The 22,322-nt window shown below is 71.3% G+C and carries 24 protein-coding genes; 16 read left to right on the top strand and 8 right to left on the bottom strand.

The window, feature by feature from the left end:
* The first annotated feature begins 247 nt into the window (after window positions 1-247).
* Together CLV71_RS09915 and CLV71_RS50620 are read left to right on the top strand one after the other, a co-directional pair.
* Complete coding sequence (locus CLV71_RS09915) at window positions 248-2,311, top strand: putative bifunctional diguanylate cyclase/phosphodiesterase (RefSeq protein WP_133902338.1); 2,064 nt, start codon at window positions 248-250, stop codon at window positions 2,309-2,311.
* A gap of 49 nt (window positions 2,312-2,360) precedes the next feature.
* Entirely contained in the window at window positions 2,361-2,942 is a 582-nt protein-coding gene (locus tag CLV71_RS50620; protein ID WP_166664023.1) for an EF-Tu C-terminal domain-related protein, read from the top strand.
* Window positions 2,943-3,062: 120 nt separating this feature from the next.
* On the opposite strand, the gene CLV71_RS09905 is transcribed toward CLV71_RS50620, so the two are convergent.
* Window positions 3,063-3,326 (bottom strand): hypothetical protein, encoded by a 264-nt coding sequence (locus CLV71_RS09905; RefSeq protein WP_166664022.1) that lies wholly within the window; start codon window positions 3,324-3,326, stop codon window positions 3,063-3,065.
* Window positions 3,327-3,520: 194 nt separating this feature from the next.
* Between CLV71_RS09905 and CLV71_RS09900 the strand changes: the two genes are divergently transcribed.
* A complete protein-coding gene (locus tag CLV71_RS09900; RefSeq protein WP_133902337.1) occupies window positions 3,521-5,230 on the top strand; it encodes a dihydroxy-acid dehydratase in 1,710 nt (569 codons plus the stop codon).
* 84 nt (window positions 5,231-5,314) lie between these two features.
* On the opposite strand, the gene CLV71_RS09895 is transcribed toward CLV71_RS09900, so the two are convergent.
* The 5 genes from CLV71_RS09895 to CLV71_RS09875 all read right to left on the bottom strand — a co-directional run bounded on the left by CLV71_RS09895 (window position 5,315) and on the right by CLV71_RS09875 (window position 12,286).
* A complete protein-coding gene (locus CLV71_RS09895) occupies window positions 5,315-6,850 on the bottom strand; it encodes an alpha-amylase family glycosyl hydrolase (protein ID WP_133902336.1) in 1,536 nt (511 codons plus the stop codon).
* A 20-nt stretch (window positions 6,851-6,870) separates the two neighbouring features.
* Window positions 6,871-8,691: a GH39 family glycosyl hydrolase gene (locus CLV71_RS09890; RefSeq protein WP_208297490.1), complete on the bottom strand. Its 1,821-nt coding sequence runs from the start codon at window positions 8,689-8,691 to the stop codon at window positions 6,871-6,873.
* Between the two features lie 84 nt (window positions 8,692-8,775).
* Entirely contained in the window at window positions 8,776-9,810 is a 1,035-nt protein-coding gene (locus CLV71_RS09885; RefSeq protein ID WP_133902334.1) for a LacI family DNA-binding transcriptional regulator, read from the bottom strand.
* An 84-nt stretch (window positions 9,811-9,894) separates the two neighbouring features.
* Window positions 9,895-11,346, bottom strand: a complete 1,452-nt coding sequence (locus CLV71_RS09880) for an amidase (RefSeq protein ID WP_166664021.1) — start codon at window positions 11,344-11,346, stop codon at window positions 9,895-9,897.
* Between the two features lie 88 nt (window positions 11,347-11,434).
* On the bottom strand, window positions 11,435-12,286 hold the full coding sequence (locus CLV71_RS09875; RefSeq protein ID WP_133902332.1) for an NAD(P)-dependent oxidoreductase: 852 nt from the start codon (window positions 12,284-12,286) through the stop codon (window positions 11,435-11,437).
* Window positions 12,287-12,328: 42 nt separating this feature from the next.
* On the opposite strand from CLV71_RS09875, the gene CLV71_RS09870 reads away from it, so the two are divergent.
* The 8 genes from CLV71_RS09870 (at window position 12,329) to CLV71_RS50115 (ending at window position 17,600) form a co-directional block, all read left to right on the top strand.
* Window positions 12,329-12,724 (top strand): MerR family transcriptional regulator, encoded by a 396-nt coding sequence (locus CLV71_RS09870; RefSeq protein ID WP_133902331.1) that lies wholly within the window; start codon window positions 12,329-12,331, stop codon window positions 12,722-12,724.
* 224 nt (window positions 12,725-12,948) lie between these two features.
* Window positions 12,949-13,764 carry an ABC transporter permease gene (locus tag CLV71_RS09865; protein WP_133902330.1) on the top strand — a complete coding sequence of 272 codons (816 nt, stop codon included), beginning with the start codon at window positions 12,949-12,951 and terminating at the stop codon, window positions 13,762-13,764.
* Entirely contained in the window at window positions 13,749-14,459 is a 711-nt protein-coding gene (locus tag CLV71_RS09860; RefSeq protein WP_133902329.1) for an ABC transporter ATP-binding protein, read from the top strand. Before CLV71_RS09865 ends, CLV71_RS09860 begins: the two co-directional genes overlap by 16 nt.
* The gene (locus CLV71_RS09855; RefSeq protein WP_133902328.1) at window positions 14,446-15,438 is read left to right on the top strand and encodes an ABC transporter substrate-binding protein; all 993 of its coding nucleotides are present in this window, start codon (window positions 14,446-14,448) and stop codon (window positions 15,436-15,438) included. Before CLV71_RS09860 ends, CLV71_RS09855 begins: the two co-directional genes overlap by 14 nt.
* Window positions 15,439-15,442: 4 nt before the next feature.
* The gene (locus CLV71_RS09850; RefSeq protein WP_133902327.1) at window positions 15,443-16,558 is read left to right on the top strand and encodes an LLM class flavin-dependent oxidoreductase; all 1,116 of its coding nucleotides are present in this window, start codon (window positions 15,443-15,445) and stop codon (window positions 16,556-16,558) included.
* Window positions 16,559-16,584: 26 nt separating this feature from the next.
* On the top strand, window positions 16,585-17,283 hold the full coding sequence (locus CLV71_RS09845) for a Clp protease N-terminal domain-containing protein (RefSeq protein ID WP_133902326.1): 699 nt from the start codon (window positions 16,585-16,587) through the stop codon (window positions 17,281-17,283).
* A 69-nt stretch (window positions 17,284-17,352) separates the two neighbouring features.
* Window positions 17,353-17,475 carry a hypothetical protein gene (locus CLV71_RS50120; protein ID WP_279588722.1) on the top strand — a complete coding sequence of 41 codons (123 nt, stop codon included), beginning with the start codon at window positions 17,353-17,355 and terminating at the stop codon, window positions 17,473-17,475.
* Window positions 17,472-17,600, top strand: coding sequence for a hypothetical protein (locus CLV71_RS50115; protein WP_279588721.1), 129 nt, complete (start codon window positions 17,472-17,474; stop codon window positions 17,598-17,600). The genes CLV71_RS50120 and CLV71_RS50115 overlap by 4 nt, the downstream gene beginning before the upstream one ends.
* Here CLV71_RS50115 and CLV71_RS09840 read toward each other — a convergent pair.
* On the bottom strand, window positions 17,584-18,051 hold the full coding sequence (locus CLV71_RS09840) for a hypothetical protein (RefSeq protein WP_133902325.1): 468 nt from the start codon (window positions 18,049-18,051) through the stop codon (window positions 17,584-17,586). The genes CLV71_RS50115 and CLV71_RS09840 overlap by 17 nt on opposite strands.
* A 93-nt stretch (window positions 18,052-18,144) precedes the next feature.
* Between CLV71_RS09840 and CLV71_RS09835 the strand changes: the two genes are divergently transcribed.
* The 4 genes from CLV71_RS09835 to CLV71_RS09820 are packed head-to-tail and all read left to right on the top strand — an operon-like array spanning window position 18,145 to window position 21,292.
* Entirely contained in the window at window positions 18,145-18,828 is a 684-nt protein-coding gene (locus tag CLV71_RS09835; protein WP_133902324.1) for a response regulator transcription factor, read from the top strand.
* A 2-nt stretch (window positions 18,829-18,830) separates the two neighbouring features.
* Window positions 18,831-20,096 (top strand): sensor histidine kinase, encoded by a 1,266-nt coding sequence (locus CLV71_RS09830; RefSeq protein ID WP_133902323.1) that lies wholly within the window; start codon window positions 18,831-18,833, stop codon window positions 20,094-20,096.
* A 47-nt stretch (window positions 20,097-20,143) separates the two neighbouring features.
* Window positions 20,144-20,689, top strand: coding sequence for a PepSY domain-containing protein (locus CLV71_RS09825; RefSeq protein WP_133902322.1), 546 nt, complete (start codon window positions 20,144-20,146; stop codon window positions 20,687-20,689).
* 21 nt (window positions 20,690-20,710) lie between these two features.
* The gene (locus CLV71_RS09820) at window positions 20,711-21,292 is read left to right on the top strand and encodes a GNAT family N-acetyltransferase (RefSeq protein ID WP_166664020.1); all 582 of its coding nucleotides are present in this window, start codon (window positions 20,711-20,713) and stop codon (window positions 21,290-21,292) included.
* On the opposite strand, the gene CLV71_RS09815 is transcribed toward CLV71_RS09820, so the two are convergent.
* Window positions 21,234-21,782 (bottom strand): carboxymuconolactone decarboxylase family protein, encoded by a 549-nt coding sequence (locus CLV71_RS09815; protein ID WP_133902320.1) that lies wholly within the window; start codon window positions 21,780-21,782, stop codon window positions 21,234-21,236. The two genes, CLV71_RS09820 and CLV71_RS09815, sit on opposite strands and share 59 nt — an antisense overlap.
* A gap of 66 nt (window positions 21,783-21,848) precedes the next feature.
* Here CLV71_RS09815 and CLV71_RS09810 point away from each other — a divergent pair, with 66 nt between their 5' ends.
* On the top strand, window positions 21,849-22,316 hold the full coding sequence (locus CLV71_RS09810; protein WP_133902319.1) for a MarR family winged helix-turn-helix transcriptional regulator: 468 nt from the start codon (window positions 21,849-21,851) through the stop codon (window positions 22,314-22,316).
* Window positions 22,317-22,322: the final 6 nt, after the last annotated feature.

The raw sequence follows: 22,322 nt of genomic DNA, 5'->3' as shown, positions 1-22,322 counted from the left end.
TAGTAATGTACTGACCGCCTTCCGGTGGTCCCGAAGCGCGGTTGCGTTCCGTGCGCGGGGTACCCGAACGGATTGGTCGTTACCGACGGTAGTTCACCTGAATGGCCTACATCGTTACACGTAAAGTGTTCACAACATCGGTGACTGGTCCCCGTTTGGGTGCAGAGGGGTTGCGCATTCACTGGTAATGTCACAACCCGCTGACCGGAGAAGGACAAACCAATGACCTGGCCATCGGAAGGCTCCGGTGGATCGACCTGAACTCGCGCGCGAGTGGGCGGGGGCGCTCGAGCAGGTCATCTACATCGCGCGGCCACGCGAGGACGTCGAGGGCGGCCTGAACGACGCACTCGGCAGAATCGTCGACGCCGTACGCGGAGAGCCGTTCGATGACGCCGCGGTCATGGCTGTCGCGGATCAGTTGGTGGACTTGGGTTTGAGCAGTCCCGACTGTGTGGATTCGTCGATCAAGGTACTGGGTGCGCAGATGCCGAAGCTGTCCGGGGTCGCAGACCTCGTCGGGCTGCCCGGCCGTCTGGTCATGGTGTTCAGCGCGCTGGCCAAGGGTTTCGCCGAGTCGATGCGCCAGCGTCAGTCCGAGGAGCAGGAGACGCTGACCCGCGCCCTGATCCGGGCCCGTGAGAACGCCGAGACGGCGCTGCGGGACAGTGAGGCGAAGTTCGAGGAGGTCTTCTCGATCTCCAGCGTCGGCATGGTGATCACCGACCTCGACTTCGGGATCATCCGCGCCAACCGTGCGCTCGCGGACATCCTGGAGCACCAGGGCGGCAAGCTCGCCGCCACCCGGCTCGACGAGCTCTTCCGCCCGGACGACGTGGACTACCTGAGCCTGCGGTACCAGGTGCTGCACGAGGAGGGGTCGCTGCCGTTCCGCGAGCGGCGCAGCCTCCGCAAGAGCGACGGCGACGACGCGCTCGTGTACCTGTCCGCGTCGGTGCTGCGGGACAGCGACGGCACGCCGCGCTTCTACGCGACGAGCGTCGAGGACGTCTCGGAGCGGCACTACCTCGAGAGCAGGCTGCAGTTCCAGTCCGTCCACGACGCGCTCACCGGACTGCCGAACCGGCAGCGGTTCGAGGGCAGGCTGGAGGAGGCGCTGTCCGGCAAGAACGCCGCCGAGGAGATCACGGTCCTGCACATCGACCTCGACGGCTTCCACGCGGTGAACGACGGCCTCGGCCGTCACGTCGGCGACCGTCTGCTGCAGACGGTCGCGGGACGCCTGCTCGACATGTTCGCCGACGAGAAGGCGACCGTCGCGCGGTTCGACGGCGACGAGTTCGGCGTGCTGGTCGAGCACCGGTCGACCACGCCGACGTGCGCGACGATGGCCATGCGCATCAACGAGGAGCTGGCCGAGCCGGTGTTCGTCGGCGACCACGGCGTCGCCGCGACCGCCACGATCGCCGTGCTGCACGACCCGAAGCCGGACTCGACGCCCGCGGAGCTGTTACGTGCCACGGACATCACGCTGCGGCGGTTGAAGTCGGGCGGGCGAAGACAGTGGGACATGGTCGACGAGCAGCAGAACGCCGTCGACCGCGAGCGCTTCAACCTCGCCAGCACCATGCCGGGCGCGTGGGAGAGCGGCGAGATCGGGCTGGAGTACCAGCCCCTGGTGTCCGTGTCGGACCGCAAGGTCCGCGCGGTGCAGGCACTGTTGCGATGGGACCACCCCGACGGGACGCTGGACCACGAACGCTGCCTGCAGGCCCTGCGGGAGACCGGTCTGTCGCTGCCGATCGGTCGCTGGATGCTCGGCCGCGCGTGCGAGGACGTGAAGGCCTTGCCCGGTCGGCCGGTGCTCTACGTGGAGCTGACCAAGGAGCTGGCAGGCGACCCGGACCTGGTGTCCACTGTGCAGGCGGTGCTGTCGGACGCGGGTATGTCACCCGGTGAGCTGCGGCTCGGGATGCCGGTGCAGGCGCTGTGCATGAACGACGGCCTCGCCGAGGACAACCTGGACGTGTTGGTGGACCTGGGTTTGTCGGTCGTGCTCTACGAGTTCGGCACGACGAGCGGTGATCTCGCGTGCCTCGAGGACCTGCCGATCCACGCCGTGAAGATGTCGACGCGGGTGGTGACCCGCATCGCGAACCGGGCGAACGACGACGCGTTGTTCACCCGCGCGATCAGGGACATGGTGCCGCTCGTCCGGGGCACCGGCACCCCGGTGGTCGTCGGCGACATCGAGACCGAGGATCAGTTCGAGTGGTGGCGCACGGTCGGCGCCGACACCGTGCTCGGTGGCTTCACCGGCGCACCCGGCCCGGCGAGCGCGCTGGGCTGAAACCGCGTGAGGGGCGATCGTCTGGCAGGTCCTGTGCGCGCCGGGCTCGGTGGCGCCGCACAGCCGGTTCGTCGAGGTCGACCTGCTCTCGACGGCGGAGGGCGTCAGGTCGACGGGCTTCGCGAGCCGGTACCAGCCGCAGTGCTACTTCCGCACGACGGACGTGGTCGGCACGGTGGTCCTTCGCGACACGGAGTTCGCCCACCCCGGCGACTCGGTCGAGATGGTGATCGACCCGGGCAAGCCGATCGCCATGACCGCCGGCAGGGCTTCACCATCCGCGAGGGCAACCGCCCGGTGGGTGCGGGCACGGTCCAGGACCTGCTCGACTGACACGGGCGGCTGGGCCCCTCCCCCAGAAGGGTCCAGCCGGCTCACACTTTCGTGGATGCCGCCTTCGGGCGTGTCGCGATGGTCGGTGGAGGTGCGCCGAGGTCGGCGGCGAAGGTCTGCTGCCCCCTCCTCCGCCGCCTCGACGAACAGGCGCGCGGTCGTGGCGCGGGCCCGCCCGGTCCGTGTGCGCGGTGTCCGGTGGCCGACCCGATCGGTCGGCGGCTCCCGGGGTTCGGCGCGGTCCTCGGCGTTTGCCGGTAGTGAGCGACGGGTTACCCAGCGGCGAGAATTGCCGTAACTCTCGGTGGCAATTGTCGGTTGATTAACGTCGCTAAAGAGGTCTGCGATGCGTGTCCGTCCGATTACCGCGGGAGTTATTGCCGTTTTCCCAGATGATCAGGCAATCGGCCCAGTCAGATCAGGCCGCGGCGGGTGCCGGGGCCAGCGCGGCGAGACCCGCGTCGGTGAGTGCGGCGGGCACCAGCTTGCCGACGGCCCCCTGGTGCGCCGGCTCGATGAAGCCCTCGTGGGCGAGTGTGTGAGCAAGGTACTGGTCACAGCACGGCACGCCGTCTATGAACAGGTCCGGCTCGCTGGAGCAGCGCATCTGCGCGCGGCCCGCGACGACTGCTCTCAGCATGGACAGGGCTCTGTGGTTCAGACCTTCTGCTAGCGCGGACATGATGTTCCCCGGTTTGGTTGTGTGCCTGTGTGGAGTATGTCTATCACTCACTGCTGACAATTCGTTGGATGTTCGAAGGACCCCTGTTGGTTTCATCGAACTGCCTAACTGATTGTTACCAACAAGAGGAGTCGCAAGTCCAGCCAGATACGCGAACCTCCCGAAAGGGTGACGTCCGGCGGTACCGTTCGATCATGTCTGAGTCGCAGCGCCGCAGCCAGCAGTGGTACGCCGGAGACGGCCGGAACGCCTACATCCACCGCGCGTGGATGCGCAGGGGTCTGCCGCGCGACGCATTTGACGGTCGCCCGCACATCGCGATCGCCAACACCGCCTCGGACCTCACGCCCTGCAACGCCCACCTGACCGAGGTCTCCCGCTCGGTCGCCGACGGAGTGTGGGCGGCCGGTGGCGTTCCGTTGCACCTGCCGGTCGTGTCGCTGGGCGAGACGCTGCTGCGGCCGACCGCCATGCTGTTCCGCAACCTCGCGGCCATGGCGACCGAGGAGATGCTCCGCGCCAACCCGATCGACGGCGTGGTGCTGCTCGGCGGCTGCGACAAGACGATCCCGGCCCTGCTGATGGCCGCCTGCTCGGTCGACCTGCCCGCGCTCGTCGTGCCGGGCGGCCCGATGCTCACCGGCCACTTCAGGGGCACCCCGCTCGGCTGCGGCACGGACGTGTGGCGCCTGTCGGAGGAGGTCCGTGCCGGCACGCTCTCGCGCGAGGACTTCATGCGCTCGGAGTCGTCCATGATCCGCAGCAGGGGCCACTGCAACACGATGGGCACGGCCTCCACGATGGCGTGCGTGACCGAGGCGCTCGGCATGACGATCCCGGGCCTCGCGGGCACCCCCGCGCCGGACAGCGGCCTGCTGGAGCTGGCACACCAGTCGGGCCGCCTCTCGGTGTCGATGGTGACCGAGGACCGCCGTCCGAGCACGGTCCTGCGGCGGGCGTCGTTCCTGAACGCGATCGTCGCCCTCGCCGCGATCGGCGGCTCGACCAACGCCGTCGTCCACCTGCTGGCCATCGCGGGGCGTCTCGGCGTGGACCTGACCCTCGACGACTTCGACCGCACCGGCTCCGGCGTCCCGCTGCTCGTCGACCTCCAGCCCGCCGGGAAGCACCTGATGGACGACCTCCACCGGGCAGGCGGCCTGCTCGCGGTGCTGCGCGAGGTCGAGGACCTGCTGTCCCCCGACCCGATCACGGTCACGGGCAGGCCGCTGACGTCGTACCTGTCCGACGCCCGCATCCACGACGAGACGGTCATCCACCCCCGCGCGACACCGCTGCAGGAGTCGGCAGGCATCGCCGTGCTGCACGGCAACCTGGCCCCGTCCGGCGCGGTCATCAAGCCGGCGGCGGCCACGCCGGGCCTGCTGACCCACCGGGGCCGCGCGGTCGTCTTCGACTCGATCGAGCACTTCAACGCGACCGTCGACACGGTCGACGTCGACGAGGACTCCGTGCTCGTGCTGCGTGGCTGCGGCCCGAAGGGCTACCCGGGCATGCCGGAGGTCGGCAACTTCCCGCTGCCGGCGAAGCTACTGGCCAGGGGCGTGCGTGACATGGTCCGCATCAGCGACGCGCGGATGTCCGGCACCGCGTACGGCACGGTCGTACTGCACGCGGCCCCGGAGGCGGCCGCGGGCGGCCCGCTGGCGAAGGTGCGCACCGGCGACCCGATCCTCCTGGACGTGCCGAACAGGCGCCTGGAGGTGGAGGTGCCGGACCTCGACGCCCGACCGGTCGCGCAGGCCGCGGCCGACGCCTTCGCCACCCCGGCACGCGGTTGGCAGCGCATGTACGTCGACCACGTCCTGCAGGCCGACGAGGGCGCGGACCTGGACTTCCTGCGCGGCGCCACGACCACGCCCCCGACCCGTGAGTCCCACTAGAACCGCGCCCAGCCGACGCACTGAAGGCGTCCTTCGTAACGCCCAGCGTTAGGAAGGCGTCCTTCAGTGCACTGGGTGGCGCGGTCAGTCGGCGAAGATCGCGTAGCTCGAGCCGGTCATGTGCAGGACGCCGTCGTGCACCGACACGCCCGCGCCCAGGATCTGGGTGCCGGTGATCGGAATGTCCGTCACGGCGGGCTCGAACGCGGGGTTCACCGCCACGGTGAACTTCCCGCCCCGGCGGTAGACGAACGGGTAGCCGGGGTTCACCACCTGAACGCTTCCCGACGAACCCAGCTCCGGGTTCGACCTGCGTAACGCGATCAGCTCGCGCACGAGGTTGAGCGTCGACGACGCGTCCGCCCGCTGGTCCGCGACGTTCGGCCGGGTCGGCGACGGGTGTGGCGGCAGGTAGGTCACCTCGGGGTCGTTGCGGTCCCACTGCATGGGCGTCCGGGAGCCCGCGCGGTTGTAACCCGCCCACGACAGGCCCAGCACGCTGCCCTCGAAGTCCGGCAGCCCCGGCTGGTACTGCATGCCGATCTCGTCGCCGTAGTAGATCGCGGGCAGGGTCTGCCACGTCAGGATGAACACCAGCGCGGCACGGGCCTGCTCTGCGGTGCGGGAACCGGCCACCAGGCGCGGGAAGTCGTGGTTGGCCGTGGGCAGGATGATGTGCCCGTCCTCCCTGATGACGCTGGTCGCGGTCGCCCACTCCGCGAGGAAGTCCGACACCGTGCCCGCGCCGGAACCGTCGAAGTAGCACGGTCTCGGACGGTACGAGTGGTCGTACACCGCGCCGTTGTGGAACAGCGAGCGGAAGGCCTGGCTGCTGCCGAAGTGCAGGAAGAAGTCCGCGTGGAACCCCGCGGGCACCGAGACCTGCGGCTGCGCCCACTCGCTGAACAGGGCGGCGTTCGGGTGCGAGTGGTCGAGCCACCCGCGCAGCTCCCGCCACAGCGCGGCGGTCTCCTTCTTGCCGGGGTCGTCCTTCACCAGCGACGACGCCATGTCCACGCGGAAACCCGCGACCCCGGTGCGCAGCCAGTAGTCCATGATGTCCCGCAGCGCCTGGCGGTTCTCCCGCGGACCCGGCGCGTCGACGGGCTGACGCCACGGCTCCGCGGGGTTCGTCCTGCCGTAGCCGAAGTTCAGCGCGGGCTGCACGGGGAAGAAGTTCGGCAGGTAGAACCCGGGGCGGGTACCCGGTGACGGCTGGAAACCCGGTCCCTGGCGGTCCGCCCAGATGTAACGGTGGTCGTTCACGTCGTCGGCCGAACGGACGAACCACTCGTGCTGATCGGACGTGTGGCCTGCCACCAGGTCGAGCAGTACGCGGATTCCCCTGCGGGACGCGGAGTCCACGAGCTTGGCCAGGTCGTCGCGACTGCCGTAGCGCGGGTCGATCGCGTAGTAGTCGCTCACGTCGTAGCCCGCGTCGCGCATGGGTGAGGCGAAGCACGGGTTGAGCCACACCGTGTTCACGCCCAACCACGCGAGATAGTCCAGTTTGGACTCGATGCCGTTCAGGTCGCCGATGCCGTCGCCGTTGCTGTCCGCGAAGCTCTGCGGGTAGATCTGGTAGAGCACGGCATCGGCGAGCCAGGATGGCACGGCCATGGACAACTCCCTCGCGTCGGTCAGCTCCGGGTCAGCCGTAGCGACCGGATCCCGGGCATGGGCAGCTCGACGGCGGTCCGCGCGACCCCGTCGTCGCCGACCACCACCTCAGCAAGGTACTCGATCGGCAGCGTGTCGGTGGCCCGCAACGTGATCCACTGCTCGTCGTCCGGCCAGTCGCCGCCACCGAGCGCCGCCCACGAGCGCGCGATGTTGGCGTGGTGCTCGTCCACTCGCGCGGACGCCACCGTGTACGTGCCGGGCGCCAGACCGGTGACCTCGACCGTGACGTCACGGTCGAGCCCCGGTGCGCCATCCACCTTGGACTGGTCGAGGGTTCCGTTCCACACCAACACGTCCACGGTGTCCTCGATGCGGGTGGCCAGTGCCTCGACGAGCGAGCCGCCGCCGTCTCCCGTACACGTCGCGGGCACCCGGCCGCCTGCGAGCCGGGACAGCAGGTACAGGGCCCAGAACCGCGGTTTTCGCAGGTTCCCCACCGTCAGCAGGCCGAAACCGCCGTGCAGCAACCTGGGCGGCCAGCCGAGCTCCTCGAACTGGTCGGAGCACACCCAGTACGCGAGGCAGTCCGTCGACGCGAGCGCGCTCTTCATGCCCCGCAACACGAACGGCGCGGAGAACACCGCGTCGCTGACCGGGTTGAAGTGCGTCGGCGTGACACCCCACTCGGTCCACAGGATCTCGGGTTCTGGCCGTCCGGTGAGCGCGGCGAAGGAACTGGTCAGCGGGCGCAGGTCCAGCGGCGCGTTCCCGTAGGTGTGCGTGGACACGAAGTCGACCGGCACGTCGTGCGCGCGGCAGTGTGCGAGCAGGTCACCGACCCACCCGGCCGCGGCCGACGCGGGGCCGCCCACCCGGATGCGCGGGTCGACCGCCTTGATCTCCCTGGCCGCGATCTCGTACAGCCGGTGGTAGTCCTCCTGCGTGCCGCTCCAGAACACCGCGAGGTTGGCCTCGTTCCACACCTCGAACTCCCACGTCGCGACCTCGTCGGCGCCGTAGCGGTTCCTCAGGTGAACGGTCAGCTCCCGCACGAGGTCGCCCCACCGGTCCCACTCGCGGGGCACCGACACCCGCGCGTGGTACTCGAAGACCGTGTAGTCGGGGTCCTCGGCCAGCTCGGCCGGGATGAACGACAGCTCGACGACCGGCTTCAGACCGGTGGCGAGGAACCGGTCGTACACCTCGTCGAGGCCCGCGAAGTCGAAGGAGCCGTCGGGCCGGACGGAAACCGTTTCCGGCAGGAACGTGCCATGCGCGCGGACGGTCCGCACGCCGATCTCGTCCCGCATGATCGCGAGGGCCTCGGCGTACTCGGCGGCCACGTCGGAGCCGCCGGGGCCGGGCCCGTCCCAGACGAGCAGGGAGAGGTGCTCGGCGCCGATCATCCGCCGCCAGACGTCCGGCAGGGCAGAGGGTTCCGCGTCGGCACCCACCGTCACGGTGACCGCGCGGCTGCCGTCCGGGTCCTGGCCCGCGTGCACCGGGGCCGACAGCTCGCCCGCGCCGCCGTCGGTCCAGGTGGCGACCTTGTAGTGGTAGGTCGCGCCCGGCTCGACGAGGGTGTCGGCGTAGGGCGGGTGGGGGACCGCGAGCACGTCGCCGCCGAGGTGGTCGAGCGGCTCGAACAGGCCGTCCGCCTCGGTCGCGCGGTGGACCAGGTAGCCGAGCGCGCCGTCGACGGGCTGCCAGTCGAGGTGCACGTGCGCGGTGCCCGGTGTCGCGGTCAGGCCGTCGGGCGGTGGCAGCGCGGTGGCCCCGGTCAGCGGGCGGTCGCTGGGCAGGCCGATCCGTCGTTCCCAGTCCTGACGCGCGGACACGGCGACCCCCCTCGGCGGCGTACGTCCTGTAAGCGCATACATTAGGCGGGCGGGTGATCCCCCGCAAGGAACACGGACCGGGGTTCAGGCCGGTGGGCGGCAGCCGCAGCTGGCGCGGCGGGTCTGCGTGACCGGCAGCAACACCGAACGCGGCGCGCGGGTCGGCTCCGTGAGACGCTCGATCAACAGGTCCACCGCGGTCTCGCCGAGGCGGCGCATCGGCTGGGTGACGGTCGTGAGGCTCGGGCGGACCACCCGGCCGAGGACGATGCCGTCGAAGCCGACCACCGCGACGTCCGCCGGGACACGCACCCCCCGGCGTTCCAGCACCTCGTACGCGCCGACCGCCATCTGGTCGTTGGCGAACACGAGTGCCTCCGGCAGCGGGCCGCGGTCGAGGAGGCGGTGCGTGGCGGCCCGGCCGCCCGCCTGCGTGAAGTCGCCGCGCTCGGCCGGTTCCTCGGGCACGGGGAGGCCCGCCTCGCGGAGCGCCTCCTGGAAGCCGAGGAAGCGGGCGTCCGCGTCAGGAGAGTCGTCCGCGCCGCCGACGAAGGCCAGCCGCCGCAGGCCGTGGTCGGCGATCAGGTGGGTGGTCAGCTCCCGCTCGCCGTCGGCGTTCGCGACCTCGATGTGGTCGAGGTGGTCGACCTCGCGCGGCCCGGCGATCATCACGACCGGCAGCCGCCGCACCATCAGCTCCAGGTCCGCGGTGGCGATCGTCCTCGCCAGCACGGCGAAGCCGTCGACCCGGCCCGCGACCGACGCGACGAGGCTCTCCGGCCCGTCGGCGAGCGACGCGGCGATCAGGAGCGCGTACCCGTGCCGCCGGGCCGCCCGCTCCATGCCCCTGGTGATCTCGTCGGCGTAGAGGGTCTGCTCCTCGATTTCGTCGAGCTCCGGGTCGGCGTGGTCCGGGAAGCACAGCCCGAGCACTCCGGTGGTGTTGGTGGCGAGGCCGCGTGCGTTGCCGCTCGGCACGTAGCCGAGCTCCCTCGCGACCGTGAGCACGCGGTCCCTGGTCTGCTCGCGTACCGAGCCCGGGTTGCGGTACACCCGGGACACCGTCGCGATGGAGACGTTCGCCCGCTCGGCGACGTCGTAGACCGTGGGGGCTCCCACCGGCGATCCCTTTCGTGTAAGCGCATCCAGCCGGCACGCTACCGCCGGGCGTGCGTCACCGGCAAACACACGACCGAGCGCGGGCTAGGACCGTCGTGAGCCGACGACCTTCCGGGCGCGGCGGGCCTTCTGGCGCGTCTCGTCGAGCACCGGCCAGTGGTCCGCCCACGGCTGGACCCGCTCGAACGCGAACGCCACCTCCAGCAGGAGCAGGTCCGCACGCCACCCCGTCACCAGCTGCAGCCCGACCGGGAGCCCACCGGCGGTCCACCCGGCGGGCAGGCTGATCGCCGGGTTGCCGGTGAGGTTGAACGGGTAGACGTCCACCCCGGCACGCATCGGGTCGTCCTCCGCGGGCGACAGCCCGACGGGCCGGTCGTGCGGCCAGCCGGCGACGGGACAGGTCGGTGTCATCACCACGTCGTAGTTCTGGAACAACGTCCGGACGCTGTGGAAGAGGGCGGTCCGCGCCCGCCCGGCGGCGCCGAGCTCGGTCATCGTGCGGCTGTACCCGCGACGCACCATGCGTCGCAGCGGCTCGGGAACGGAGTCCGCGAGCGGTTCCGAGTAACTCGTGGCCTGCGCGCACTCCCACAGCACCCGCTGCACCTCGCTCTGGTCGCCGAGGCCGGGCAGGCGCACGGGAGGCGTGCAGCCAAGGGCACGGCTGAGCCTGCACGCGGAGTTCCACGTGATCCCGGCGACCTCGGTGTCCACCCGCATCGCCTCAGCGGGCTGCTCCAGCCAGGCCAGCCGAAGCCCCGACGGGGTGGCGCTCGTCCGCGTGAAGGTCGCCGAGTCCGACCAGGAAAGCGGGTCCCGGGGATCGGCGCCCTGGGTCACGTCGAGGAAGAGGGCGGCGTCGGCGACCGTGCGAGTCAGCGGTCCTATGTGGACGAAGGAGGCCGCGTACGGGTCGTGCAGCGGGTACACCGGAATCCTGCCGAACGACGGCTTCAGCCCCACGACACCGCACAGCGCGGCAGGGAGGCGGACGGAGCCAGCGCCGTCCGTGCCCAACGCGACCGGGCCCATGCCTGCCGCGACGGCGGCCGCGGCGCCGCTGCTCGACCCGCCTGCCCCGAGGTCGAGCCGCCAGGGCGTGCGTGTCGAGACGCCGTCGCTGGACGTCGAGGAGTAGCTGTAGCCACGCTCCGGTGTGCGTGTCTTCCCGAACAGGATCGCGCCCGCGGCCCTGAGCCGCGCCACGGTGAGGTCGTCGCGCGTGTCCGGGGTCGTCGGACGGCGAGCCCGGCCGAAGCCGGTCCGCATCCCGATCACCCGGCTCAGGTCCTTGACGGAGACCGGGACCCCGCTCAGCGGGCCTGCCGTGCCCTCCCGGTACGCCTCGTCGGCGGCTGCCGCGGCCGCCATCGCACCCTCGACGTCCACCTCCACGAACGCGTGCAGCCGGGGGTCGGCGGCCTCGACGCGGGCGAGCACCGACTCCATGACCGAGACCGCGGACACCGACCCGCCACGCAACGCGGCCGTCAGCTCGGTGGCCGACAGCGACCACAGCGGTGCATGGGGCACCAGGTCCACCTCCACGACAGTCCATCCCAGACTCGCGGGGGTGCCGCCCATGACGCAACGGCACTCGCCGTGCGGTCACCCGGACGTGTCACGAAACGTGCCGGGCGGCCTCCAGTTCGACGGTCAGGCGGGAGACACCGTCGGTGCCGTGGCCCGCGTCGACGGCCGCGCGGACCAACGCGTGGGCCGCCCGCATGACGCCCGCGTCGATGCCGCGCGCCTCGGCCGTCTCGATGATGTGGGCCATGCCCGCCGCCGCGGAGTGGAGGTTGGAGAAGGTGCCCGCGTGGTCGCCCTTCGCCAGCCGGGCGCTGTGGTCGTCGATGACGACCGGCAGCAGGTCGGCGATGCCGTTGGCCAGCGGCGCCAGTTCGGTCGCGGTGATGTTCTCGCTGCGGGCCATGGCGAACGCGTGGGCGACGCCGGTCACCGACGTCCAGAAGATGTCCAGCAGCGCCACGTCGAACGCCGCCGCCCGGCCGGGGTCCGCGCCGAGGTAGGTGTGGGTGCCGCCCAGCGGGGCCAGCGCGGTCGTCGGGTGTCCACTGTGGAGGATGGTGGCGGCGGTCGTGCCGATCGTCGTCGCCGGGGTCATGATCGCGCCGTCGGCGTAGGGGATCTCGTGGTCGCTCGTCCACGCGGCCATCGAGCGGGCCGCGTCGGGGGAGCCGCTCGTCACGTTCACCACCACGCGGCCGCGCAGGGTGCCGGCGAGCGGTGTCAGCACCGACCGCGCCGCGTCGTAGTCCAGCAGGCACACGACCACGGTCCCGCTCGCCGACACCGCCGCCGTCGCGTCGGGCAGCCGGGTGGCGCCCGCCGGCGTCGGTCGGGTCGCGGTGCGGTTCCAGGTGGTCGTCGGATGGCCTGCCGCCACGTAGGCCGACGCGATCGCGTGGCCCATCGGGCCGAGGCCGAGCACTGTCACGGGTTCGTTCATGACCCGGACGCTAAAGCCTCACACTGGTGTTAATGTCAAGTCGTGCGTATCGGGGAGCTTGCCGACAGGGCCGGGGTCAGCGAGCGGTCGCTGCGGTACTACGAGGAGCAGGGCCTGCTCACGCCGGGCCGCACCCCGAACGGCTACCGCGTCTACGCGGAGTCCGATGTGGACGTCGTGCGGCACGTGCGGATGCTGCTCGCGGCGGGGCTCAACACCGCGTTCATCAAGGAAGTCCTGCCCTGCATGGTCGACACCGGCGCCGGGCTCGCGCCGGGCTGTCCGCAGCTGTTGCCGCACCTGCTCGGGGAACGCGAGCGCATCACGGCCGCGATCGACGGGCTCGCCACCGCGCGTGCCCTCCTCGACGGGGTCATCGCCGCCACGCCGCCGGACGACACCGAGTACGACGAATGGGTGGCCCAGCGCGCCGGCTGATCCCATCTTGTGGAAGCTTCTCTCACAGCGTTGACCAGGTGTCGACGGGATGTTGCGATGAGACACGTGACTCCCGCCCTGACCAAGCGACGCCACGTCGACTTCGTGCGGGTCTGCGCCCAGGCGTGTTCCCGGTAACCGAGTAGCAGCCGCCTCACCGAAGCCCCACTCCTGCGCGTCCACTCGTGGCCGCGCCAGTTCGGCATGCCTCGAGAGGAACCCCCATGTCCACTGTGGACCTGCTGGACCGGGTCGCCGCACCCGCGCCGCCGGTGCGGCCAAAACGGCGCGCAAGGCTGCCCGACCTGCGGCGCTGGCTCAGCCCGCTCGCGCTCGTCGCCCTGTGGCAGGTCGCGTCCGCGACCGGGTTGCTGCCACCGGACAAGCTCAGCTCGCCGTGGACCGTCCTGCGGGCGGGCATCGACACCGCCCGCTCCGGCGAGCTGGGCGAGGCGTTCGCCGTGTCGGTCACGCGGGTCGGCACCGGGTTCCTGTGCGGCGCCGCGGTCGCGGTCGTGCTGGGGGTGGTCGCGGGGCTGTCCGACTGGGGCAACGTGCTGATCGACCCACCCGTGCAGATGCTGCGCACGCTGCCCTTCCTCGGGCTCATCCCGCTGTTCATCCTCTGGTTCGGCATCGGGGAGGAGCCGAAGATCGTCCTGGTCGCGCTCGGCGTCGCGTTTCCCCTGTACCTCAACGTGCACTCGGGCATCCGCAACGTCGACGACCAGCTCGTCGAGGCCACGACCGCACTCGGCTTCACGCGCTGGGAACGGCTTCGCCACGTGGTCCTGCCCTCGGCCGTGCCGCAGACCCTCGTGGGGCTTCGGCAGTCGCTCGGCATCGCGTGGCTCGCGCTGATCGTCGGCGAGACCGTCAACGCCGACGCGGGCCTCGGCTACCTGATCAACAACGCGCGTGAGTTCCTGCGCACGGACGTGATCGTCGTGGGGCTCGTCGTCTACGCGGTACTCGGGCTCGTCACCGACGCACTCGTGCGGCTGCTGGAGAGGAGGGCGCTGCGATGGCGGACGGGCTGACCGTCGAGGTCCACGGCCTCACCAAACGCTTCGGTGCCAGGGTGGTGCTCGCGAACCTCGATCTCGGCATCGCGCCGGGCGAGTTCGTCGCCCTGCTCGGGCGAAGTGGCTCCGGCAAGTCCACCCTGCTGCGGGTGCTCGCGGGTCTCGACTCCGAAGTGGACGGACGGGTGTCGGTGCGCGGCACGGTGTCCGTCGCGTTCCAGCAGCCGAGGCTGCTGCCCTGGCGGCGGGTGTGGCGCAACGTCGTGCTCGGCCTGCGTGGCCGCGGCACCGACCGCGAGCTGGCCGAACGGGCGCTCGCCGAGGTGCGCCTGGCCGACCACGCCGACGCGTGGCCCCGCACGCTCTCCGGCGGCGAGGCGCAGCGGCTCTCCCTTGCCAGAGCACTGGTTCGCGAGCCGGACCTGCTGCTGCTCGACGAGCCGTTCGGCGCACTCGACGCGCTGACCCGGCTCGCCATGCACTCGCTCGTCGCCGATCTCTGGGCGCGCCACCGGCCGGGTGTCCTGCTCGTCACCCACGACGTCGACGAGGCGCTGCTGCTCGCCGACCGGGTCCTGGTCCTCGACGGCGGCACGATCGTCACCGAACACGTGCTCACCCATGCCCGACCACGCAGGCTCGACGACCACCTCGACGTGCGTGCCCGCGTTCTCACCGACCTGGGAGTGACCGAACATGCTTCTGCGTAAGGCGATTCCCGTCCTCGCGCTGCTGCTCGCCGCCTGCGGCACAGCGAACGAGCCGACGACGTCCTCTGTGCCGAAGCCGGTGAGCGCGGCCGAGCTGGCCAGGGTGACCCTCAAGGTGGGTGACCAGAAGGGCGGCTCGAAGGCATTGCTGACCGCGGCGGGCCAGCTCGGCGACCTGCCGTACAAGATCGAGTGGGCGACCTTCACCTCCGGTCCGCCGCTGCTCGAGGCCGTCTCGGCGGGCGGCGTGGACATCGGCAGGGTCGGCAACACGCCACCGATCTTCGCCGCGGCGGCCAACGCGAAGATCGCCGCGGTCTCCAGCTCGCAGGGCAGTGTCGCGGGCGACGCCATCCTCGTGCCACCCGGCTCGCCGCTGAGGTCGGTGAAGGACCTGCGCGGCAAGTCGGTCGGGGTCGCGAAGGGCAGCTCGGCGCACGGCCAGATCCTGCTGACGCTGCGCAGGGCCGGACTGTCCACACGGGACGTGAAGCTGACGTTCCTGCAACCGGCCGACGCCTTCGGCGCGTTCAACCAGCGCGAGATCGACGCGTGGGCGGTCTGGGACCCCTACACCTCGCAGGCCGTGCTCGAGTCCGACGCGCGGGTCCTCGACGACGGTCAGGGCACCGCCAACGGCTACACGTTCCTCGTCGCGGGCACCACCTCGCTGTCCGACGCGGGCGTCAACTCGGCCATCCACGACTACGTGCTGCGCCACGCGAAGGCGGAGCGCTGGTCGGTCACCCACCAGGAGGAGTGGGCGCAGGCGTGGGCGAAGGAGACCGGACTGTCGGTCGAGGTCACCCGTGCGGCCACGGCGTCGGGCCCGGACGCGCCGGTGCCGCTCGACGACGAGGTGATCGGCTCGGAACAGGAGCTCGCCGACGCGTTCAGCGAGGACGGCGTGCTGCCCGGCCACGTCGACTTCGCGAAGTTCGTGGACCGCCGCTATGTCAACGATCTCAACAAGGGATGACCCGATGACCGTGAAGCTGCACTGGTTCCTGCCCACCACCGGCGACGGCCGCACGATCGTGGAACGCTTCCACGCCGACAAGTCCATCGGCCCGGCGGCGGCACGCAAGCCCGACATCGACTACCTGGCCCAGATCGCGCGCGCGGCCGAGCAGCTGGGCTTCGAGGGTGTGCTCACCCCGACCGGCACGTGGTGCGAGGACGCGTGGCTGACCACGGCCGCGCTCATCCGTGAGACGCGGACGCTGAAGTACCTCGTGGCGTTCCGGCCCGGCGTGATCTCACCGACGCTCGCCGCGCAGATGTCGGCCACCTACCAGCGCATCTCGGGCGGTCGCCTGCTGCTCAACGTCGTGACCGGCGGGGACGCCGTCGAGCAGCGGCGGTTCGGTGACTGGCACGACCACGACACCCGCTACGCGCGGACCGACGAGTTCCTGTCGATCGTGCGCGGGGTGTGGACGGGCAAGCCGTTCGACTTCGCGGGCGAGCACCTGTCGGTCGAGGGCGCGACACTGCTGGCTCCGCCCGACCCGCTGCCGCAGGTCTACTTCGGCGGGTCCTCGCCTGCCGCGCTGCCCGTCGCGGCCCGGCACGCCGACGTCTACCTCACGTGGGGCGAACCACCGGCGCAGGTCGCCGACAAGATCGGCCGGGTGCGTGGCCTGGCCGGTGACCGGGACGTCCGGTTCGGCATCCGCCTGCACACGATCTCCCGCGACACCGGGGAGCAGGCGTGGCACGAGGCGCAGAAGCTGCTCGACGCCCTGGATCCCGTGCAGTTCCGGCGTGCGCAGGAGCAGCTCGCGGCGAGCGAGTCGGAGGGACAGCGGCGGATGGTCGCACTGCACAACGGCTCCCACGACGGCGGCGCGCACTCCCTTGAGATCTACCCGAACCTGTGGGCGGGGATCGGCCTCGTGCGTGGCGGTGCGGGCACCGCGCTCGTCGGCAGCCACGAGGAGGTGGCCGAGCGGATCGCCGAATACCACGCGCTCGGCATCGAGGAGTTCATCTTCTCGGGGTACCCGCACCTGGAGGAGGCGTACTGGTTCGGCGAGGGTGTGCGGCCCGCGCTGGCCCGCCGGGGACTCCTCTCACCAACCCTGGTTGTCGTGTAACCCGTAGAGGGGGTATACATGGGGTCATGCCAAAGATAAACGTGTACCTGCCGGATGACCTGGCCGAGAGTGTGAAGGAGATCGGGCTGCCGGTCTCCGCGATCTGCCAGCGTGCACTGGAGCAGTCGGTCAAGCGGGTGTCGGCGATCAGGTCCGTCCGGGATCTCTCGGGCGGTGAGCCGCTGGTCGGGCTGACGTCGTTCACCCAGCGCGCCCGTGACGTGCTGAAGCTCGCCATCTCGGCGGCGCAGGAGCGCGGCGCGGCCGACATCGGCACCCGCGACGTGCTGCTGGGCATCCTGACCGAGGGCGGCAACCTCGCACTCCACGTGCTGACCTCGATGGACGTCGACCCGTCCTCGGTGCTCCGCCAGGTGCGGGAGCTGCCCACGGACCGGGCGGAGACGAGCACGTCCAGGTTCAGCGCGACCGCGGCCAACGCGCTGGAGCTGACGGTCGTGGAGGCACTCACCCTCGGGCACAACTACGTGGGCTGCGAGCACCTGCTGCTCGGTCTGGTCGCCGAGCCGGACGGCGCCGCGGGTGAGCTGTTGCGTGGGCTGGGGGTGGAGGCCCGGCAGGTGCGGCAGGTCGTCTCCGCGGCACTCGCGGGTTACGTGCACCTGCAGGCGAACACCGGCGGGGTCGCGGCCGCGATGGGTCAGGCACTCCAGCCGCTGCTGGAGCGTCTGGACCGGCTGGAGGCGAAGGTGGGCCTGACCTGACCCGACAATCCATTTTCGCCCGCGCGGCAAGGACAAGGACAAGACTGTTCGTCGGAGAGGTTCGAGCGGATGGCCTCCCGGCACGGCGAGACCATGGGTCTGCTCGTCGACGACCTGCTCGTGCCGCCGAACGACCGACCGGTCATCGTCGACTGGTCCGGCAACGCGCAACGGACGTCTGGCCACCGTTGATCTGGCCGGAGCAGGCCGAGGAACTCGGGCTCCCGGTCGTCGACATCGACGGCACCCGCGACGCCGATGCCGTGGCCGTGGCCGACGACCTCGCCGACCGGTTCCGGCTCACCTGTCGTACTTGATCTCGGCGTTCGGCACGCCGTTCACACAGCGCAGCCGGACCTCGACCTCCCGCCCGCCGCCGGTGAACGTCACGTGCGGGTGGTCCTCCAACTGGTCCTCCCTGCCGACCTGGTAACCCTGCGCGGGCGTCGCGGAGTCGACCGCGACGAGGCCCTCCGGGGTGCAGTGGGACATGACCGTGCCCCCCGAGGTCGGCGTCGCCACCGGCTGGGCGGCGGGCGGTGTCGGAGTCGTGGTCGTCGTCGGTGCGGTCGATGACGACGTGGTCGGCGGCGTGGACGAAGGGGCCTGCGTCTGGCTCGCCAGCAGCTGGTCCACTTCGGACTGGCTGAGCGGCTCCTGCCCCGCGCCGAAGATGTCGGTCCCGATGGCCGACACGGCCGCGAGCCCGACCGCGGTCGCGGCGACCGCGGCCACGGCCCACAACACGAACCCAGTCGTCACCCGCACGTCACGCAGTATGCCCGCCGCGACGTTAAGACACCCCTAACGTCGTCCTATGTGCGGACAGAAAGGGCAGGTGAACCGCTACGGTCTGAAGCCATGGCCCAGGTGCTCGTCGTCGAGGACGACGCGACGATCCGCTCGTCGATCATCCGAGGGCTCACCGACCGCGGCCACGCGGTGGTGTCCGCCCCGACCGCCATGGCCGGTCTGGAGCAGGCGGTCAGCGCGCGGCCGGACGTCGTCGTCCTCGACCTCGGGCTGCCCGACCTCGACGGCACGGCCATGCTGGCGATGCTGCGCGGCGTGTCCGACGTGCCCGTCGTCGTCGCCACCGCCAGGGACGACGAGAGCGAGATCGTCGCCGTGCTGGACGCGGGTGCCGACGACTACGTGGTCAAGCCGTTCGGCGTCGCGCAGCTCGACGCACGCATCCGCGCCGTCCTGCGCCGCAGGGGCGGTGAGCAGGCCGACCCGACGGCCACCGTCGGCGGCCTCACCGTCGACCCTCGGTCCCGCCAGGCCGTCCTCGACGGGCGCACCCTCGAACTGACGCCCCGCGAGTTCGACCTCCTGCACTACCTCGCCGCGCGGGCCGGTGAGGTGGTCGGCAAGCGCGAGCTGCTGACCGAGGTGTGGCAGCTGCCCTACGGCGGCGCCGACAAGACGGTCGACGTGCACCTGTCGTGGCTGCGCCGCAAGCTCGGCGAGACCGCGCAGGCACCCCGCTACCTCCACGCGGTCCGCGGCGTCGGCGTGCGGCTCGCGCCGCCGGAGGTCTGACCGTGCGCAGGCGTGTCCTCCTGCTCGTCGCCGCGGCCACCACGCTCGTGCTGGTCGCGTTCCTCGTGCCGCTCGCCCTGCTGGTCGAGAACGTCGCCGCCGACCGGGCCGTGCAGCGCGCGACGGTCGAGGCGCAGGAGCTGACCTCGCTCGTCGTCACCACTGAGCGGTCCTCGCTCGCCGCCAGCGTCCGGGAGGTGGACGCCAACTCGCCCTACGACGTGTCGGTGTTCGTCGACGGCGACGTGCTCGGCGCGCGGGCATCGCGGTCGTCGCTGGTGACGCTGGCCGAGCACGGGATCAGCCAGTCGGGTGAGGTCTCCGGCGGACGGGAGATCGTGTTCTCGGTGGACCGGCCCGGCGCATCACCCGCGGTGATCCGCACGTTCGTGTCCGACACCGAACTGGCGAGTGGCGTGCCACGGGCGTGGCTCCTGCTCGGCGGCCTCGGCGTCGCACTGCTGCTGGTGAGCCTGCTGGTCGCGGACCGGCTCGCGCGCACGTTCGTCCGGTCCACCGTGGACCTCGCGGCGGTGTCGCACCGGCTCGGGCGCGGCGAGTTGGAGGCACGCGCGAACACGACCGCTCCAGCGGAGCTCGGCGTGGTCGCCACCGCGCTGAACGGCCTCGCGGGGCGGATCGCGGAGGCGCTGCGGGAGGAACGTGAGACGATCGCCGACCTGTCACACCGGGTGCGCACGCCGCTGACCTCGCTGCGGATGGAGGCCGACGCCCTCGCCGACCCCGCCGCCGCGGCACGAGTCGGGGCCGGTGTCGACGCGGTCAACCGCGCGGTCTCGGAGGTCATCGCGCAGGCGCGGCGTCGAGGCGCGGCGCCGGAGTCCGCCGACGCGGCCGGTGTCGTCGCGGACCGCGTCGCGTTCTGGGCGGTGCTCGCCGAGGACACCGAGCGGGAGCTGACCGTGGCGGTCGCGCCGGGTCCGCTGCCGGTCGGTCTCGCGCGCGCCGACCTCGAGGCGTGCGTGGATGCCTTGCTGGGCAACATCTTCGCGCACACCCCCAACGGCACGGCGTTCCGCGTGGCGCTGAGCCCGAGGGACGGCGGCGCGGTGCTGACCGTGGAGGACGCCGGGCCCGGGCTGCCCGACGGCGGTGTCGTGCGGCGCGGGGTGAGCGGGGCCGGGTCCACCGGGCTTGGGCTGGACATCGTGCGCAGGGCCGGGGAACGCACGGGTGGGTCGGTGCGGCTCGAACGGTCCCCGCTCGGCGGGCTGCGGGTGGTCGTCGACCTCTTAGGGCCGCGTTAACCGCGGGGCAGCGCGGGTATAGGCCCGGCGCGGGCATCGTCGTCGGCATGACACGGAAACTGCTTGTAGGAGCCATTGCCGCCGGCGCGTTGACGCTCACCGCGGGTACCGCCTTCGCGTTGTCCTCCGGTGCGACGCCGACCGACACGGCAGCGCGGGTGACCACGACGAGCGACGACTCGACGTTCTCCACCTCGCCGGACTCGGCCACGTCGGAACCCACCTTCACCCCGCCCTCGGACACCACGTCCACCGACTCGACCCCGGCGCCGGTGCTGCTGTCGTCCGACGACGCGAGCCGCATCGCCCTCGGGCGCTTCGGCGGCACGGTCCGCCAGGTCGAGGCCGAGAACGAGCACGGCCGTCCCGAGTGGAAGGTCGAGGTCATCTCGCCGGACGGCGTCACCCACGACGTCCGCGTCGACGCCCGGACGGGTGCGATCACCCGGGTCGACCAGGACGACCGGGGTGGCGACGACCGGGTCGGTGACGACCGTGGTGGCGACGACGACCGGGGTGGCGACCGGCACGGTGGTCACGATCGTGGTGGCGATGACCACGGCGGCGGCCGTCACGGCGGCGACGACCACTGATTCGGGGATAGCCTGCGGGATGTGAGCCGTGCCATCGCCGTCAGGGCCGTGGATGCGTTCGGGTTGGCCACTTACGCGCGCAGGCTCGAACGCCTCTACCGCCTGTGCTTCTCTACGCCGCCGTGGCTGGAGTCGGAGGAGCGACTGCTGGGGTTCCACGACCGGTTCGAGCGGCACCTCGCCAACCCCGGCGTCAGCGGTGTCGTCGTGTCGGACGGCGACGCCGTGGTCGGGGTGGTCTACGGCTGGCCGTCGGGTGCGGAGCTGGCGTCCGGCTCACCGTTCGACGACGCGCTGGCCGCGGCCGCCACGCCGGACATCGTGCGCAGGCTGGTCGCGCCCGCGGTCACCGTCGCGGAGCTGATGGTCGACCCGGGTCACCAGCGCCGCGGTATCGGCCGCGCCCTGCTGACCAGGTACGTCGACGAGTTCCCCGCCGCCTGGCTCGCCACCCACCCCGACGCGCCGGCCGCGACGATGTACCGGCAGGAGGGGTGGCGGCAGGAGTTCGAGTTCGCCGTCGACCTCTACCCACTGGTGGTGTTCACCTGGCAGGCGTCCACGCGAACGGGGTCAGCGGCTCGTCGAGCGGCGCGCGGGTGAGGCGGTTCGCGAACGTCGACATCGTGTACGTGCCGATGCCGAGCACCACCTCGAGTGCCTGACGGCGGGTGAACCCGGCGGCCTCGAACGCCTCGAGCGCGGTGTCCAGGACGTCGCCCGCGGTGTCGATCACCGCGTGGGTGAAGTCGCGGAGCGCCTGGAGGCGTTCGTCGGGGAGGGGCTTGTCCTCGCGCAACGCCGCCACGAGCGCCGGGTCGGCGTCGAGGCCGCGCAGCTTCGCGGTGTGCATGGCGACGCAGAGGTGGCAGCCGTTGCGGGTCGCCATCGTCATGACCACGGTCTCGCGGGCGAGCGGGTCGAGGCTCGTGGCCTCGAACATGGCGGTGAGCTTGAGGAACCCGTCGAGCAGCAGGGGTGCCTCCGCGAGCCGGGCGACCGCGGCGGGCAGGTAGCCGAAGCGCTTCTCGGTGGCGACGAGGGTGCGGCGGGCCGCCTCGGGCGCGGTCTCGGTGGTGTGGTCGACGTACATGGATGCCTCCCGGCAATTTGGACAACGTGGTTGACTAAATAGTAAACATGGTTGTCTAGTTTGACAATGGCCACCGTGACGTCGGGTTATGAGCTGCCGCTGCTGCTGTTCGGGGGCTTCCGTGCGCTGATCGACCGGCTGCACGAGGAACTGGCGCGGCAGGGGCATCCGGGGGCGCGGCCCGCGCACGGGTTCGCGTTGCAGGCGATCGGCACGGAGGGTGTTACCTCCGCGGAGCTGGGGCGTCGCCTGGGCGTGTCGAAGCAGGCGGCGGGCAAGACCGTGGACCGGTTGGCGCGCCTGGGATACGTGGACCGGGCGGCGTCGTCGTACGACGGACGGGCGAAGGTCGTGCGCCTGACGCCGCTGGGGGTGGACATGCTCGACCGGTCGGCCGCGATCTTCGAGGTGCTGCACGCGGAGTGGGTGGCCCGGCTGGGGGAGGAGCGGGTCCGCGACCTGGAGAGTTCCTTGCGTGCAGTGGTTCCCCGCGGGTTGCGGGTCGATGTGGCCGCCTGGCTCGGGACAGATTGACCGAGT

Source organism: Actinophytocola oryzae, assembly GCF_004364325.1.
GTDB classification, from domain to species: Bacteria; Actinomycetota; Actinomycetes; order Mycobacteriales; family Pseudonocardiaceae; genus Actinophytocola; species Actinophytocola oryzae.
This window is presented reverse-complemented; position numbering and strand designations above follow the sequence as displayed.